Genomic DNA, 16,666 nt, shown 5'->3' with positions numbered 1-16,666 from the left:
AGACGCCATCATACGCATGCCGTATGGCCAAGCTCCAAATCGCGGGGCCCTCACACGGTCCTCACACGGTGGGTGGAGCCGGTGGAGCACCCACCAATCCCAGCCTGGTCAGCGGCGCCGCGGTGAGCTGGCGCAGCGCAAGACCGAGGCCACACACGACGACACAAACCGCGACGATGAGCACACCCGAGGAGGACACGGCCGCCGGAATCGCCCATCGGGCACCCAACTCCAGTCCCGGCTCGATCTGCCAGATGACATAGGACGCATACGCGATGCCGACCACGCCCGCGGTGATCATGACGCTGGCGACGATCTGCACGCCGGCCGACGAGAACCGACTGCCCGGGGCGTCCATCCCCGAAACCCGGCTCCCCGCCAGCACCAGCAACGCCAGCCCGCCGACCAACAGCAACGCCATGACGACATCGGTCGGCCGATGCCACCGCCCGACGATCACAGCCAGCCCCACCAACGAGGCGAGGCATGCGGCGTACATGGCCGCGGCGGCCCTCCAGACCCTTGGCACGGCCAGCAGCAACGCCACACCGGCCGCGGCGGCCAGCAGCGTGTGACCGGAGGGTGCCGAATTCGCAGGATTCGAGATGGTGTTGACCAACACGGGCCGGGGAAGACGGTACTTGAGCATGTGCGCGGCGAAGACGAGCAGGGCGAAGAGAACCAACTGGCCCAACAGCCACCAGCGCCGACGCATCACCGTCACCAGTGCGGCCGCGACTCCGGTCGCCACGCTCACGCCGATAACCACATAGGTGTGGGTGAAGAGCCTGAGGAGCGCCATCGGGGCGGCGGGCATCACCGTGTCGAGGTTGGCGAAGACCATGTCATCGTAATTCTGCCCCTGAGCCGTGCGCACGCCCAACCACCAGACCCCGGCCGCGGCGAGGAGCAACAGCAGGCCAGCGATAATGCACACCAGCACGCTCGAGACTCGCGGACGCTTGGTAAGGGGGTCGAGACGCGCGAGCCCCTCGTCGATCTCATCACGCTTGGCATCAACCGTGGCATCAACGGTTAAGTTGGGCTTAGCTCCAGCCGTTGCATCAGTTGCGGGATCAACAGGATCAATACGGTGAAACACCACACCCGCATCGTTCGCGGTCGGGCTCGGCACCGTTTCGGATTCATCACTCATAGTGCCGACTGTAGAGCCCGAGGCCCACAAACCACGGCACGGCGTGGGAGAAAAAAGAGTAAACCCCCACGCACCCGTCAGAGGCCACTTACCCTTGCTGCATTCCTGCCCTGGGGGGATTGGGTGACATAACGCCACGTGGAGGCATGCATCAGTGTACACCATGGTGGGATGGCGCGGCATCCGCCACTATCACCCGCAGGTGCGCACCCGCGACCAGGACCGGTCGATCGCGCCGGCATACCGTTCGACGCTTGCCGCGCCGGGAACGACCTCGTCTCCGGCGAACACGGCGAAGGGCACGCCCGTGACGCCGCGGTCGATGGCCTCCTGCCGATCCCCGCGCACCTCGTCGGCATATCGATCACCGTTGAGCACCTCACGAATACGCGCGGCGGGGATGCCGATGGCCACGCCCAGCCGCAGCAAGGTGTCCGGCTCGAACGCCTCCGGGCCACCGCCGAACACCGCGGCCTGCATCGACTGCAGGTACCGCCATCCGACGCCATGGCGCCGCCCCAGATGCACCAACCGCAGCATATCGAACGAATTGCCGGTCACGTGGTCCGTCTCGTAGACCAATCCCTCCGCGCGAGCCTGCCGAGCCAGCCGCTCCCCTTTGGCGCGCACCCGATCGACGTTCTCGCCGGCCGCATGCGCGAGGAACTCGACCGCATTCATGACGCCCGCCGGGGCCTCCGGCTCGAGCTGGAAGCTTCGTGGGCGCAACTCGATGTCGGCCGCGTGCATCGACAACGCGACGGCCCGCGCGATCCGGTGCACGCCGATGTAACACCAGGGACACACCACGTCGGCCCACACATCGATGACCAATGGCGCCCGACCTGCGCGGCCCTCGGACGGCGCCCTCCCGTCGGGTGATTGTTCCGCGGCCATGCCCTGCGCTCCATTCATTGTGTTGGGATCACACTCCCGATATGCATGTGAGCGTATCAGAGGGCTCAAGGCGGTTTCAGCCCAGGGAAAGACAGCCATATGGTCACATTGCACGTCCGGGTCCGCACTACAGCCACCAGGCCGGAGCGTACGGCAGAGCGTTCCATGAAACCGGCGCAGATATCATGAAGTTACGTTATAGTAAGTTACGATAGCGTAATGAACCGGACCGCCCATCACGGCTCCGGCACCGGACACTTCAGGAAGTCGAGGCACCATGAGCACGACGATCGCTTCACCGCTGCATCTATCACCACTCGGCCCGACGTCGCCGAGCCCATCAGCGACTCGCGCATCGGCACGTCGCACACCGGAGCCGCGACAGCCCCGGTCGACGCCGGTCGACGCCTTCGGCGTGCCCAAACCCCGCCTGCGCGGCTGGCTGCACCTCATCACCCTCCCCCTGTGCATCGCGGCCTCCGTGGTCCTCATCTGCATCGCCCCGCGCGGCGCCGTCACCGCGGCCTGCGCCATCTACGGTGCCTCCGCCATACTCCTGTTCGGCAACAGCGCACTGCTCCACGTCGTGCCATGGACCAGCGTACGCATCACCCGCATCCTGTGCGGCATCGACTATTCGAACATCTTCCTCATCATCGCCGGCACGAACACGCCGATCCTGTTCGGCCTGCCCGAGCGATTGCGCCGACCGTATCTTCTGGTGATCTGGGCGACCGCCCTGGCCGGTACCGTCGCCCATCTGCTCTGGTTACGCGCCCCGGGTTGGGTGTTCACCATCGTCTACGTCATCCTGGGTCTGGCGCCGCTCACGCTCACGCACGCGCTCTGGACCGCTCCGGCCGTCGGCCCGGCGGCGACGATTCTCATCGCGTGCGGAGGCGCGGCCTACATCGCGGGTGCGGTCTGCTTCGCCACGCACCACCCGAACCCGATACCGGGATGGTTCGAATACCACGAGGTCTTTCACCTCGGCACCATGGTCGGCTACGTCTGCCACGTCGTGGCGGTCTATCTCGTGGTGTGCGCCTTGTAGGGCGGCCGTTGGCCATCACCGCATCCAGCGCTCCGCACAGCCACACCGCCAAACATGCCCGCAGGCCATCACCGAACACCGGCCCCATAACCCGACGCCGGTCAGCGCCCAGCGTTCACACGAGCTGCAGGAGTCCGATGTACAGCACGGTCCCCACGACGATCGACAGGAGCATGTTCTTCCTCCACCACTGCATGCCGGCCGTCGCCAGACCCGCGACCACTGCGATCACCGTCGTCGCCGACAGTTGGGTGAGCTCGTCCTGATAGCAGTAGACGACCAATATCCCGAAGATGGCCGGCGGGAGGAACTCCCCCAGCCTGGTGACGAACACAGGCGCCGTATCCGGGTCGGGGAACAGCAGGAACGGCACGAAGCGAGTGGCCATCGTGGCCAGCGCCGCTATGGCGATAGTGATGACCTGTTCATCGAACGACACTGTGCCGCCACCTTCCATGGTCGAGCATCACGAACAACACGACGACCAGCACCAGGGACAGGGGCAGGAACGCCTGCTTGCCGGTCAGCAGCAGACAGGCGATCGCCAGAACCACGCCGGCCACGGAGCTGACATGGCTGCTCTCCCTCATGAGTTGGTTGACGAAGATCACGATGAACAAGGCGGTCATGACGAACGACAGGCCTTCGATCCGCACCGGCATCAATCCACCGAAGAGCCCTCCGAGCATCGCGCCGCCCACCCAATACAACTGGTTGAGCACGGTCACATACGTCATGAAGCGCACGCGATCGACGCCATCGGGCACCCTTGTGGAGGAATTGATGGCGAACGTCTCGTCGCACATGCCGAATATCAGCAGCGGCTTGCGCCAGCCGGTATGCCCGTACCGTCGCAGCATGGCGATGGCGTAGAACACATGGCGCGAATTGATGATGAGGCTGATGGCCAGCACGGCCCACGGGTCGAAGGCCTTGGTCAGGAGGTTCGCGATCACGAACTCCACGGATCCGCCGAAAATCGTCAGGGCCATGAACGTCGGGTACAGGAAGTTGAACCCCTCCTGATGCATATACAGCCCATAGGTGAACCCGAGGAACAGGAACCCCGCCAGTATGGGCAACGTCTGACGGAATGCGAACCTCCAGGTGCTGCGTCCCGTACTCACCACTACCCCTCCCGACCTCATTCGCGTCACGGCACCCCGGCAGGAGTGCGACGGATAGCGATGGTAACGCATGCCGGGCATGTGCGGCACGCCACATACCAATCCCCGGCCGTGTGCACCGGGCGCAAGCCCGTGGCCTGCGGCATGACAGGACGGCATGGCCGTGGGCGGAAGACCACTCCGTGGCGACCGATCCGCGCACACTACGAGCACCATTAAGGGCGTCCATCCGATAGGATGGCTGGCAGCACAGCAGAACGCAACGGAAGGATATGGTCATGGTTGGTGGGCGTGTGGGTGAGGGGAGTGCGTCGGACAGGGGCGTGTTGGATGGTGTGGATCTGGTGGTGGTGGGCGCGGGCCTGTACGGCCTGACGGTCGCGCAGCAGGCCGCGGAACGCGCCCGGGCCCGCGTCCTGGTCATCGACGTGAGAGGCCACATCGGCGGCAACGCGTACAGCAGCATGGACGAGAGGACGGGCGCGGAGATCCACCGGTACGGCGCCCACCTGTTCCACACGTCCAACCCGCGCGTGTGGGACTACGTCAACCGCTTCACGTCGTTCACCCGTTACACGCACCGCGTGTACACGACGCACCGGGGCGAGGTGTACCCCCTGCCCATCAACCTGGGCACCATCAACCAGTTCTTCCACGCCCACTACACGCCCCGGCAGGCCAAGGAGCTCATCGCGGGCCAGGCGGGGGAGCTGGCGGGCAGCGACCCGTCGAACCTCAACGACAAGGGCGTGTCCCTGATCGGCCGGCCCCTGTACGAGGCGTTCATCAAGAACTACACCGCCAAGCAGTGGGACACGGACCCGGCCGACCTGCCCGCCGGCATCATCAAACGCCTGCCGGTGCGCTTCGACTACGACAACCGCTACTTCAAGGACACGTGGGAGGGCCTGCCCGTCGACGGGTACACCGCGTGGATGCGGCGCATGGCCGCCGACCCCCTCATCCGCGTGCAACTGGACACGGACTTCTTCGACGCCTCCCAGCCGGTGAACCGCGACGCGGTCGTGGGCCGGGTGCCGGTGGTGTACACGGGCCCCGTGGACCGCTACTTCGACTACGCGCTGGGGGATCTGAAGTGGCGGACGGTGGACTTCGACGAGGTGCGCTACCCGGAGGCCGACCACTACGGGTGCCCGGTGATGAACTTCGCCGACCCGGACACGCCGTACACCAGGGCCATCGAGTTCAAGAACTTCAACCCCGAACGCCGCTCCTCGCAGAACCCCGGGGAGACGGTCGTGTGGCGCGAGTCGAGCCGGGCCGCGGGCCGGGGCGACGAACCCTACTACCCGGTGAACACGGCCGCGGACCGGGCCCTGTACCACCGGTACGCGGCGAAGGCCGGCGAAGAGCCCGGCGTGGTGTTCGGGGGCCGGTTGGGCACGTACGCGTACTACGACATGCACCAGGTCATCAACTCCGCTTTGGTCGCGTACGACAAGCGCATCCACCCCATGCTCACCCGCACCGACGGGCAGTGAACCGGGTCCGCCCGTGACGTCGACGGCACGGGCGCGCGGCCGGCGTGAAACCGGCATGAAGGAGGGGGTCCCGCGCATCAACCGCGCGGGACCCCCTCCTCTATCTGACCACTGTGTACCGTGACGTCGTGTTACCCGACGTCGTAATACTTACCGTCGTGTTACCCGACGTCACTCGGCGGTGCCGGGTATGGCTTCATCAGGCGTGCCACACGTCCTTGCCGTTGTCCTTCGCGGCACGCACGTCGGCGTTCAGCTCGTCCTCCGTGGCCTCGACGTCACCGGAGATGAACTCCTCCACCAGGTGACGGGCCTCGGTGTCCTCGTGCTGCACGGCAGGGGACTTCATGAAGTAGGAGCTCGGCGCAAGCACCGGGCCGGCCAGATGGCGGTCCAGCGCGATCTTCGCGGCGCGCACGGCGTCGATGACGATGCCGGCGGAGTTCGGCGAATCCCACACCTCGAGGCGATACTCGAGATTCAGCGGCACGTTGCCGAAGGTGGTGCCCTCCAACCGCACGAACGCAAGCTTGCGGTCATCGAGCCATGCCACATAGTCGGACGGTCCGATGTGCACGTCGCGGCTCTCCATCGGATGCGGCAGGATCGACGTGACCGCGCGCGTCTTGGAGATCTTCTTGGACTCGAGACGGGTACGCTGCAGCATGTTCATGAAGTCCATGTTGCCGCCGACGTTGAGCTGATACGTACGGTCGAGGCGTACGCCACGATCCTCGAACAAACGGGCCATGACGCGGTGCGTGATGGTGGCGCCGACCTGGCTCTTGATGTCGTCGCCGACGATCGGAACGCCGGCGTCGCGGAACTTCTGGGCCCACTCGGGATCGGAGGCGATGAAGACCGGCAGGCAGTTGACGAATGCGCAACCGGCATCCATGGCGGCCTGGGCGTAGGACTTATCGGCCTCTTCGGACCCGACGGGCAGGTAGCTCACCAGCACGTCGACCTTCTTGTCCTTGAGGACCTTGACCACATCGACCGGCTCCTTGTCGGACTCCGTGATCATCTCGCGGTAGTACTGGCCCAGACCATCGTGGGTCGGCCCGCGCAGAACCTCGACGCCGAGATTCGGCACATCCGCGAACTTGATGGTGTTGTTCTCCGAGGCGCCGATGGCTTCGGACAGATCCTTGCCCACCTTGAGGGAATCCACATCGAACGCCGTCACGAATTCGATGTCATGCACGCGGTAGCCACCGAAGTTGTTGTGCATCAAACCGGGGATCTTCTCATCATCGGCAGTATTCTTGTAAAACTCGACACCCTGGACCAATGACGAGGCGCAGTTGCCCACGCCAGCGATCGCCACTCGAATGCTCATATTGACTCCTCTTATAACCGTAAAGCGTTATGCGTTCAACGACCAAGCATAGCGCCGTATTTGGAGAACCCTTCGTGACCGGGGAAGACCCTCAGTCATTGCAGGCTCTCCCTACATCCTACGACATCGTAACTTCCCATGCCGATTTGTGCCGATTCTCGGTAGTCCTGACGGGTTCTCAGGGCCAGCGGTTACGGTGGTGGGCATGGTTTCAAGCAGTAGCACCGTTTCATTGCGCACCGCACGGGTCTCGAGCAGCAGCTCGCATGGGCCCGCCCGACGCTCCGCGTCCTCGCGACGGACCTCGGGCGGTTCCTACCGCACGTCGCGCCGCGGGTCCCGGGGGTCGGGCCGCAACGGCAACGGTCGCAAGCGCAACGGCGGGCGGGGCGGCAAGCGCCACCTGATACTCAAATGGTTCCTGGGTATCGTCGGAACCCTGCTTGGTCTGGGCATCCTGGCCTTCGCCTATCTGTACATCACCACCGAAGTCCCGGCGGCCGAGAAAATCGCGCTGGCCTCCAAGACGACCGTCTACTATGCCGACGGGAAGAGCGAGATAGGCTCCTTCGCCGACCAGAACAGGGAGATCATCGACTGCAAGGTGCTGCCCGCCTACGTCGGCCAGGCGGTCGTCGCCTCGGAGAACCGCTCGTTCTACAGCGACCGGGGCATCGACCTCAAAGGCGTGGCACGCGCCCTCGTGAACAACATCACCACGGGCTCCCGCCAGGGCGGCTCGACCATCACGCAGCAGTACGCGGAACGGTATTATCTCGGCGAGACCACCTCATATTCGGGCAAACTGCACGAGGCGTTCCTGGCGCTCAAGATCGCGCAGACGCAGGACAAGAACCAGGTGCTGTGCAACTACATGAACACGATCTACCTTGGCCGCGGAGCCTACGGCATCCAGGCCGCCGCACAGGCGTACTTCGGCAAGGACGCCAAGGATCTGAGCCTCCAGGAGGCGGCGCTCCTGGCCGGCATCATCCCCGCGCCGACGGATTGGGACCCGGCCGTCGGTCCGAAGGAGGCCGGCATCCGCTTCAACCGCGTGCTGCGGATCATGAAGGAGGACGGCTACATTTCCGCGAAGGACGCCTCCTCCTCCACCATTCCCAAGACCGTCGAGGCCCGGCAGCAGAACTCCTTCTCGGGGCCGTCGGGGTACCTCATGGAGATGGTGCGCGAGGAGCTGACCAAGAACGGGACCTTCAGCAAGGAGGATCTCGACACCGGCGGATACCGCATCATCACCACCATCGACAAGGCCAAGCAGGACGAGATGTATCGGGTGGCGAGCCCGACGCAGGACGGCAAGGGCACCGTCCCCGAAGGCCTGCAGGTGGGCAGCATCTCGCTTGACCCCAGAACCGGCGGGATCATATCGATCTACGGCGGCGACGACTATCTCGCCAAACAGCTCAACAATGCCACCCAGGCCATCTACGAGCCGGGTTCGACGATGAAACCCTTCGCCCTCCTCTCGGCGGTGCAGCAGGGCATGAGCCTCAACACCACCTTCAACGGCAATTCCCCACGGACATACGACGGCATAGCGGCGCCGGTGCAGAACTTCGCGAACATGAGTTACGGCTATATCAATATGTACAGCGCCACGGCGAATTCCGTCAATACCGTCTATATGGAGCTGCAGCAGGATCTCGGTACGACGGCGGTCGCGAAGACGGCCAACCAGGCGGGCATCAGCGCCAAGCGCGTCACGGGCAAGAACCCCTTCACCGTGCTGGGCAACGACGGCGTGCACGTCTCCGAGCTGGCCCAGGCCTATGCCACCATCGCCAACCAAGGCGTCAAGACGACGATGCATATCGTCGCCGACGTCACGGACCACAACGGCAAGGACATGTACCAGGCCCAGACGCAGACCGAACGGGTCTTCACGGCGCACGACACCGCCCTGGTGACCAAGGCCATGCAGGGCACGATCCAGAACGGGACCGGCTCCGAGGCCCTGGCGGTGGGCAGGAACCTGGCCGGCAAGTCCGGCACCGCCAACGACTCGACCGCCGGCAGCTTCGTGGGCTTCTCCCCGAACACGGTGAGCGTGTTCGCGATCTGGTACCCGGACGCCAACGGCAACCCGCAGGTGATTCCCCCATTCGGCGCGTACACCGGCGGCAGCGACTACCCGCTGCATCTGTTCACCGCATACATGACGCAGGCCATGGCGAATATGCCCAACGAGCCCTTCCCCTCCGTGACCGACGACGGCAAGATCGGCGGACCCAACGGCACCTGGGGCACCGGTTCGCGCACCTGGCAGCAGCAGAGCGACGAGGCCGCCAAGCGCAAAGCCCAGGCGGACGCCGATGCGGCTGCCAAACAGAAAGCGCAGGAAGACGCCGACGCCGCCAAGAAAGCGCAGGACGACGCCGACGCCGACGCCGCAGCGAAACAGAAGGCCGATGAGGACGCCGCCCGACAGCGTGAGCAAGAGAGTCAACAAACGCCTTCACCCACGAAAAGCGCGCAGAACCCCGATCCCACCGACACCTATAACTCCAAGCCATCAAGTGACTGATTCCGCGGACCGTCCATACCTCCCGGGCAGATTCCCAGCCGGCCCACTTAGACCCAACCCGCTGAGCCCCACCTATGGTAATGGCGGTGACCGCCACAGGCAGCCACCGCCATTACCGAACCGATTCAGGCCCCGTCCCCCTACCTGCGGGAACGGTTAATCGCCGAGATGATCGCCTTGAGCGAGCTGGTGGTGATCGAGGAATCCACCCCGACGCCCCAGATGATTTTCATATCCGATTCACCGCCGATCTGGCATTCCACGTACGAGGCCGCCATGGCGTCCGTTCCCGTGGTCATGGCGTGCTCGACATAATCCATCACGGACACGGAGATGCCCAGGTTCTCCAACGCGTTGAGGAAGGCGGCGATGGGGCCGTTGCCCATGCCGCTCAGCTCGCGCTCGACCGGGTGGGCGTCCGGCGTCGTCCCGCGATCGAGCAGACGCGCCTTGAGGACGGTATCGGATCCGTCCTCGCCCGAGGATACCGAGACCTTGAGCAGCTTGAGGCGGCCCCACGGCTGCAGGTTCGTGTCGAGGTAATCCCCGGTCTGCGTGCCGTCATCCGCCTCCGACGTCCCCTTGTTTTCGACCGGGAGGTACTCGTCCTTGAACAGACGCCAAATGTCCTCGTCCTTGACTTCCTTTTTCGTCCGGTCCGCATAGGACTGCACGATCTTGTCGAACTCAACCTGCAGGCGCTTGGGCAGATCGAAGTTGTGGTTGGCCTTGAGCAGATAGGCCATGCCGCCCTTGCCCGACTGGGAGTTGACGCGGATGATGGCCTCGTACGTGCGTCCGATGTCCTTGGGGTCGATGGGCAGGTACGGCACGAGCCACAGGAAGTTCTCGAGCGATGTCTCCGCCCGCATCGCCGCATCCTGACGAGCCTCGAGGCCCTTCTTGATGGCGTCCTGATGGGAGCCCGAGAACGCGGTGAACACGAGGTTGCCGGCGTAGGGGTGGCGTTCCGATATCGCGAGCTGGTTGCAGTATTCGACCGTCTTGCGCATCTCCGGAATGTTCGAATAGTCGATCTGCGGATCGATGCCCTGCGTGAGCATGTTGAGTCCCAGGGTGACCAGGTCGACGTTGCCGGTGCGCTCCCCGTTGCCGAGCAGGCAGCCCTCGACGCGGTCGACGCCGGCGAGCATCGAGAGCTCGGTCGCGGCGACGGCCATGCCCTCGTCGTTGTGCGGGTGGATGGAAAGCACGATGGAATCGCGATCGCGCAGGTTGCTCGAAATGTATTCCACCTCGTCCGCGAACACGTTCGGCGTGGTCATCTCGACGGTATTGGGCAGATTGATGATCATCTGGTGATCGTGCGTCGGCTTGATCACGTCGATCACCGCCTCGCAGACCTCGAGCGAATACTCGGGTTCGGCGCCGGAGAAGGATTCCGGGGAATACTCATAGTAGAGGTCGATGCCCTTGGCCTCGCCCTCGAGCTCCTTGCACAGCGTGGCCGCATCGGTGGCCAGCGTCTTGATCTGCTCGCGGTCCTTGCGGAACACGACCTCACGCTGCAGGATCGACACCGAATTGTAGAAGTGCACGATGGCGCGCCGAGCGCCCTTGAGGCATTCGTATGTCTTGCGGATGAGATGTTCGCGCGCCTGGGTGAGCACCGCTATGGTCACGTCGTCGGGAATGAGCTCACGCTCGATGAGCATGCGAATGAAATCGTAATCCGTCTCCGAGGCACTCGGGAACCCGACCTCGATCTCCTTGAAGCCCATGGAGATGAGCAGGTTCCAGAGCCGCAGCTTGCGCTCGGAATCCATGGGATTGACGAGCGCCTGGTTGCCGTCGCGCAGGTCTACCGAACACCAGCGGGGCGCACGGGTCAGGACCTTGGTGGGCCATGTGCGATCAGGGTAGTCGAACGGCACCTGACGGTAATACGGAGCGTACTTCTGGTAGGGCATGGTGCTGGGGCGCTGCGCTCCCCCGATGAAACGTGCAGGAGGCTGCAGCAGGTCGTTGTTCCCCCAGTTGGACGTCGCGGCATCCGCCGCAAGATCGAATACTGACGTGTGATCCTGACCCATGAATCCTCCTTCTGTTGTTGATGCCGCCACAGCGGCGGTCGATGTGCATGCCAAGGCGCGGGCCGGGTCCGCACCGCCCTCATAGTACCGACGACCTCGCCCGCGACCTCGTGGGGTGCCATATGCCGGAATCGGGCGAGTACACTGGGACCGTCGCAGCACACAGGGCGGGGGCAGCATTGCGCATAGGATTCGTCTTCGATGACACGCTTGACACCGCCGACGGCGTACAGCAGCACATCGTCACGCTCGGCCGCGAGCTCGCTCGGCTGGGCCACCACGTCGAATACCTCGTGGGCCAAACGAGGCATTCACCCGTCCCCCACACCCATTCACTGTCCACGAACGTCATGGTGTCGTTCAACGGCAACCGCATGCGCATCCCCGTGTCCGCCAAAGGCCACGAACTGGATGAGACGCTGGACGACGGGGATTTCGACGTACTCGACGTGCAGGCGCCTTACAGTCCTCTGCTCGCCGGACGCATCATCGCCAGGGCGCATCCCTCCACCGGCGTCGTGGCGACATACCATATCGCTCCCACCGGCCCGCTGTCGCTGGGTGGCGGCGTGCTTCTGGGCGCGATCAACCACCATACCCATCGCCGCATCGACGTGGTGACGGCGGTCTCGGACGTGGCCGCGGACTATGCCCGCACCACCGCACATGCGGCCAGTACGGTCATCCCCAATCCCATCGATGTCGCCGGTCTGTTGTCACGACGCCATACCGCCGGCGCCGACACAGTGCACCGCCTGCACGGCGACGGCCCCCACGTGGTCTTCATGGGTCGCTTCGTGGCACGCAAAGGCGCCGAGAACCTGCTTGACGCGTTGCGTTGGGGCGAGGACCATGATCTGTTCCCCGAGGGCCTGCACGTCACGATGGCGGGCAAGGGGCCGCTACTCGAGGCATGCCGTTCGCGGGCCGCAGCGCTGCGCACCCCGGTGCGGTTCCCCGGTTTCATCACCGAAGCCGACAAACCTGCCCTGCTGGGCAGCGCGGACATCGCGGTGTTCCCTTCAATCAGCGGCGAATCATTCGGCATCGTGCTACTGGAGGCCGTTGCGTCCGGATCGCACGTCGTGCTGGCCGGCGACAACCCTGGATACCGTTCGACCTTGCTCGGCGACGAGAATGCACTCTTCCCGGTGAAAGGCACGTCGCGGGCGCAGGCGTTGGCGGAACGGATACAACGTACGCTGGTGGACGGCGCCTGGTCCGACGCTATGCACGAACGCCAGACGGCACTGCTCCATCGTTACGATGTGACCACGGTCGCCCCCCAGGTGCTCTACGTCTACGAGCGAGCCATCGCACAACGGCGTGCTATGGACGGCGCCTCAGGATCTTCCGGTCGCTAGAACCGTTGGCTGGCCGCCGCCATCCGACGAGTCATCGTTGAGGAGGGACGTCCCTCCTCAACGCCGCCGCCACGCTACGGGTCAATCGAAGAGGCGGAGCCTCCCTCCTGAACACGGTGGTGAGCACCGAGCCTCAAGCAAAGAGCGAAACGCCACGACGCGCCATGCAGTAGGCGTTGCCGAGCCAGGTATGCCTCGAATTGGGCCATACCGCGCCCAGACGGGGGGAATTCTGGCTCATCCAGATGCTCGGCACCCGGCCGTCGGCACTGCGCGACCCCAACAGGTTGAATCCGTTCTTCCGCACCAACCAGTCGGGATGCTGCGTCGCGATGGCCAGCCCCTCCTCGAGCGTGAGCGGCAATCGCTCGTCGGAATCGATGAGCTTGCGGGCCACATCGGGTTCACGGTTGACGTAGGCCGTGCCCGTATGTGGGTCGACGACCAGATAGAACGGGCCCTCGGGGGGTTCGAATCCGTCCTGGGGCAGAAAACTCGCGATATCACGCGGCGGCATGGTGGTGAAGCCGGCCATGCGATTGATGCTGGTCCTGGCGATCAACGACTCCGGTGATATCAGTTCATGCGTCGGCACCAGTAGGATCTCGGTGCCCAAATCGCTGTGTTCGAGGGCCGAGATCAGCGGCGCCGCCAACGCACGGAACGCCGCCTCGCTCATATCCGCGACATCCGGATACCCCAAAGCGACGATACGGTCCAACTGACCACGTACTGCTCGTGAAGCTTGCGACATAGCTCCTAGTATGGCACGCCTCGTCGCGCACCGCACGACACGCCGTCAGCATGCGCCACCGTTCGGAGCCACACCAACAGGTGCAGGGCCGTGCGTGATATCAGCGCCTCGCCCTACAGCCGATCGGCGAAATGCTTGCGAATCACGATTTCCGCGAGTTCGACGGCGTTGAGCGCCGCACCTTTGCGCAGATTGTCGTTGGCGATGAAGATCGCCAGACCGCGATGGCCGTCGACGGCCTGATCCTGGCGGATGCGCCCGACGAAACTGGGGTCCTTGCCGGCCGCCAGCTGGGGGTTGGGAATGTCGCACAGTTGCACACCGGGGGCGTCACGCAGAAGATCGCGAGCCATATCAGGGGTGACGTCGCGTTCGAATTCGGCGTTGACGCTCATGCCATGAGCGGTGAACACGCCCACGCGCACACAGGTGCACGAGGCCTTGAGGTTCGGCAGATGCAGAATCTTACGACTCTCGTTGCGCATCTTCTGCTCCTCGTCGGTCTCCTCGGAGCCGTCGTCCACGATCGCCCCGATAAACGGCACGGCGTTGAACGCGATGGTGCGCACGACCTTGGTGGGCTTGGGGAAGTCGATCGCCGAACCGTCGAACACCAGCTTGTCTGCTCCCTGATCGACCGCGGCCTTTGCCTCGTTCATGAGTTGTTCGACCCCGGCGCGACCGGCGCCGGACACCGCCTGGTAGGAACTGACGATGAGCCGTTTGAGGCCGAACGCGACGTCCAGGGGCTTGAGCACGGGAATGCACGCCATGGTGGTGCAGTTGGGGTTCGCGATGATCCGGCGGGGAACATCGTCGAGATCGTCGGGATTGGCCTCCGCCACGACCAGCGGCACATCGTCGTGCATACGCCACTGCGAGGAGTTGTCGACCACATACGCACCGGCCTCGGCGAAGCGGGGGGCCCAGACCTTCGACGTGCCGCCGCCGGCGGAGAAGATGGCGATGTCGATACCCGACAGGTCGGCCTTCTCCACATCCTCGACGACGATGTCATGGCCGCGCCACGTGAGCGTCGTGCCCGCGGAATGCGCGGAGGCCATGAACCGCAGGTCATGAATGGGGACGTTGCGCTCGTCAAGCACCCGCCTCATGACCATGCCGACCTGCCCGGTCGCACCGAGTACCGCGACATTCACTCCGCGATCGCTTATCCGCACCATATCCACTCCTCGTCTTGCCTGCAATCCTGACTGCGCTACTGACTACATGCCGTTCGCAGTCTACCTCGCCGCACCGTCCGTATGCCCCAGCGGCTCATCGGCCTCGATCCCGATCGGGTCGACGCCCGATCGACTCAGCGCCCGGTGCCGCCATACACAACCGCTTCGACCCGTTTGGCGTCGAGCCCGTAGGCGGTGTGCAGGGCACGGACCGCCTCGTCCAGCACATCGAGCGGCACCAGGGCCGCGATGCGAATCTCGGATGTCGAAATCATCAGGACGTTGATGCCATGCGCGCTCAGGGCGTCGAAGAACTTGGCCGCCAACCCCGAATGGGTCTTCATCCCCACACCGACCACCGCCACCTTGCCGACGTTGAGATTCACGTCGAAGGTACGGTACGCGAGCTCATCGTGCCGTTCCCGCAACGTCTCCTCGACGTGGTGGACCGTGGACTCCGGCACCGTGAACGAGATATCGGCGGTGCCCGTCGACGCTCCGGCCTGCACGATCATGTCGATGTTGACGTTCGCCTCGGCCAGCGTCGCGAAGACGCGCGCGGCCACGCCGGGAACATCGGGGATGCCGCGGACCGTCACCAGCGCCTCGCTTCGATCGTGGGCGACGCCTGATATCACGGGAGCCTCGGGTCCCAGATCGGGGAACAGATCCCCCATCGAAGCCTCATCCCGCATCGTCTGCTTTGCTGTCATGATTCACACCTTATCAGTCGCTCTTCGATCATCGTTCGCCTCGACCGCATACCGTGGTATCGCGATCGTCGGCATGCACCATGGGGAATTCGTCGCCCATCGTCTGGCGCACACCAGAACCATCACCCCAGGTTGGGCAACGACGCCGGATCCACGCCGTCGGGCACGATGAGCGTGCCGACGCGATGCGAGAAGGAGCTGCGCACATGCAGCGGCATGCGGAAACGCTGTGCGTATTCGACGCAGCGCAGCGCCAGCACCTTCGAACCGCAGGACGCCATCTCGAGCATGGACTCGTAATCGATGCTCGGTATGCGTTTGGCCGTGGGCACGATGCGGGGATCGGCGGTGAAGATGCCGTCGACGTCCGTGTAGATCTCGCAGATATCCGCACCCAGCGCCACGGCCAACGCCGCAGCCGAGGTATCGGAGCCTCCGCGGCCCAACGTGGTGGCGTCGCCGCCCTCGTTCACGCCCTGGAATCCGGCCGCTATGGCCACACAACCCTTGTCGAGCGCCCGGCGGACCCGCTTGGGTTTCACGGCCTTGATGTGGGCCGTGCCGAACTGGGCGTCGGTAAGGAAGCCCGCCTGCGAACCCGTGAACGAATACGCGTGCAAGCCGGCGGCGTGAATGGCGATGGCCAGCAGACTCATGGAGATGCGCTCGCCCGCGGTCATGAGCATATCCATCTCACGGGCCGGCGGATTCGAGTCGATGCTCATGGCCTGGTCGATAAGGTCGTCGGTCGTGTCGCCCATGGCCGAAACAACCACGGCGACGTCGTTGCCCGCCTTCTTCGTCTCGACGATCCGTCGCGCCACACGCGTGATGGAGTCGGTGTCCGCGACGGACGACCCGCCGTATTTCTGTACGATAAGAGCCACGGTTGTCCCTCTCCTCACCCTCGTTCCCTAGGCGCTCATTCTACGCAAACGCCGCGATTACGCCCGCGGCAGGCACGCACGCCA

At 64.5% G+C, this 16,666-nt stretch carries 14 protein-coding genes and 1 other RNA gene; 4 read left to right on the top strand and 11 right to left on the bottom strand.

Going from position 1 to position 16,666, the window contains the following annotated elements:
* Positions 1-61: 61 nt before the first annotated feature.
* From BMON_RS02875 to BMON_RS02870, 3 genes are all read right to left on the bottom strand, one after another.
* Positions 62-1,156: a phosphatase PAP2 family protein gene (locus tag BMON_RS02875; protein WP_051917815.1), complete on the bottom strand. Its 1,095-nt coding sequence runs from the start codon at positions 1,154-1,156 to the stop codon at positions 62-64.
* A 54-nt stretch (positions 1,157-1,210) separates the two neighbouring features.
* Positions 1,211-1,307: signal recognition particle sRNA small type (gene ffs / locus BMON_RS09460), an RNA gene on the bottom strand.
* A gap of 41 nt (positions 1,308-1,348) precedes the next feature.
* Entirely contained in the window at positions 1,349-2,053 is a 705-nt protein-coding gene (locus BMON_RS02870; RefSeq protein WP_081882818.1) for a DsbA family oxidoreductase, read from the bottom strand.
* A 277-nt stretch (positions 2,054-2,330) separates the two neighbouring features.
* On the opposite strand from BMON_RS02870, the gene trhA reads away from it, so the two are divergent.
* Positions 2,331-3,107, top strand: a complete 777-nt coding sequence (trhA, locus tag BMON_RS02865; RefSeq protein WP_051917814.1) for a PAQR family membrane homeostasis protein TrhA — start codon at positions 2,331-2,333, stop codon at positions 3,105-3,107.
* A gap of 115 nt (positions 3,108-3,222) precedes the next feature.
* Here trhA and BMON_RS02860 read toward each other — a convergent pair whose 3' ends face one another.
* Both BMON_RS02860 and BMON_RS02855 read right to left on the bottom strand, forming a co-directional pair.
* The gene (locus BMON_RS02860; protein WP_033512506.1) at positions 3,223-3,546 is read right to left on the bottom strand and encodes a branched-chain amino acid transporter permease; all 324 of its coding nucleotides are present in this window, start codon (positions 3,544-3,546) and stop codon (positions 3,223-3,225) included.
* Entirely contained in the window at positions 3,533-4,234 is a 702-nt protein-coding gene (locus BMON_RS02855) for an AzlC family ABC transporter permease (protein ID WP_033512636.1), read from the bottom strand. The genes BMON_RS02860 and BMON_RS02855 overlap by 14 nt, the downstream gene beginning before the upstream one ends.
* 278 nt (positions 4,235-4,512) lie before the next feature.
* Here BMON_RS02855 and glf point away from each other — a divergent pair, with 278 nt between their 5' ends.
* Positions 4,513-5,736 (top strand): UDP-galactopyranose mutase, encoded by a 1,224-nt coding sequence (gene glf, locus BMON_RS02850; protein WP_051917840.1) that lies wholly within the window; start codon positions 4,513-4,515, stop codon positions 5,734-5,736.
* Between the two features lie 199 nt (positions 5,737-5,935).
* On the opposite strand, the gene BMON_RS02845 is transcribed toward glf, so the two are convergent.
* A complete protein-coding gene (locus tag BMON_RS02845; protein WP_033513022.1) occupies positions 5,936-7,078 on the bottom strand; it encodes an inositol-3-phosphate synthase in 1,143 nt (380 codons plus the stop codon).
* A gap of 205 nt (positions 7,079-7,283) precedes the next feature.
* On the opposite strand from BMON_RS02845, the gene BMON_RS02840 reads away from it, so the two are divergent.
* Entirely contained in the window at positions 7,284-9,626 is a 2,343-nt protein-coding gene (locus tag BMON_RS02840; RefSeq protein WP_081882816.1) for a transglycosylase domain-containing protein, read from the top strand.
* A 140-nt stretch (positions 9,627-9,766) separates the two neighbouring features.
* Here the strand turns inward: BMON_RS02840 and leuA are convergent, their stop codons facing one another.
* Positions 9,767-11,680, bottom strand: coding sequence for a 2-isopropylmalate synthase (gene leuA / locus BMON_RS02835; RefSeq protein WP_033513024.1), 1,914 nt, complete (start codon positions 11,678-11,680; stop codon positions 9,767-9,769).
* A 122-nt stretch (positions 11,681-11,802) separates the two neighbouring features.
* On the opposite strand from leuA, the gene BMON_RS02830 reads away from it, so the two are divergent.
* On the top strand, positions 11,803-13,044 hold the full coding sequence (locus BMON_RS02830; RefSeq protein ID WP_051917813.1) for a glycosyltransferase family 4 protein: 1,242 nt from the start codon (positions 11,803-11,805) through the stop codon (positions 13,042-13,044).
* A 133-nt stretch (positions 13,045-13,177) separates the two neighbouring features.
* Here the strand turns inward: BMON_RS02830 and BMON_RS02825 are convergent, their stop codons facing one another.
* From BMON_RS02825 to BMON_RS02810, 4 genes are all read right to left on the bottom strand, one after another.
* Entirely contained in the window at positions 13,178-13,798 is a 621-nt protein-coding gene (locus tag BMON_RS02825) for a DUF5701 family protein (protein ID WP_033513027.1), read from the bottom strand.
* Positions 13,799-13,911: 113 nt separating this feature from the next.
* Complete coding sequence (locus BMON_RS02820; RefSeq protein ID WP_033513028.1) at positions 13,912-14,982, bottom strand: aspartate-semialdehyde dehydrogenase; 1,071 nt, start codon at positions 14,980-14,982, stop codon at positions 13,912-13,914.
* Positions 14,983-15,116: 134 nt separating this feature from the next.
* The gene (locus BMON_RS02815; RefSeq protein WP_033513095.1) at positions 15,117-15,677 is read right to left on the bottom strand and encodes an ACT domain-containing protein; all 561 of its coding nucleotides are present in this window, start codon (positions 15,675-15,677) and stop codon (positions 15,117-15,119) included.
* 140 nt (positions 15,678-15,817) lie between these two features.
* Positions 15,818-16,582 (bottom strand): aspartate kinase, encoded by a 765-nt coding sequence (locus BMON_RS02810; protein WP_051917812.1) that lies wholly within the window; start codon positions 16,580-16,582, stop codon positions 15,818-15,820.
* Positions 16,583-16,666 lie beyond the last annotated feature (84 nt).

Origin of the sequence: Bifidobacterium mongoliense DSM 21395, from assembly GCF_000741285.1 — a bacterium.
Taxonomy (GTDB): domain Bacteria; phylum Actinomycetota; class Actinomycetes; order Actinomycetales; family Bifidobacteriaceae; genus Bifidobacterium; species Bifidobacterium mongoliense.
Note: the sequence above shows the minus strand (reverse complement) of the source record. Positions and strands in the feature narration are given on the sequence as shown.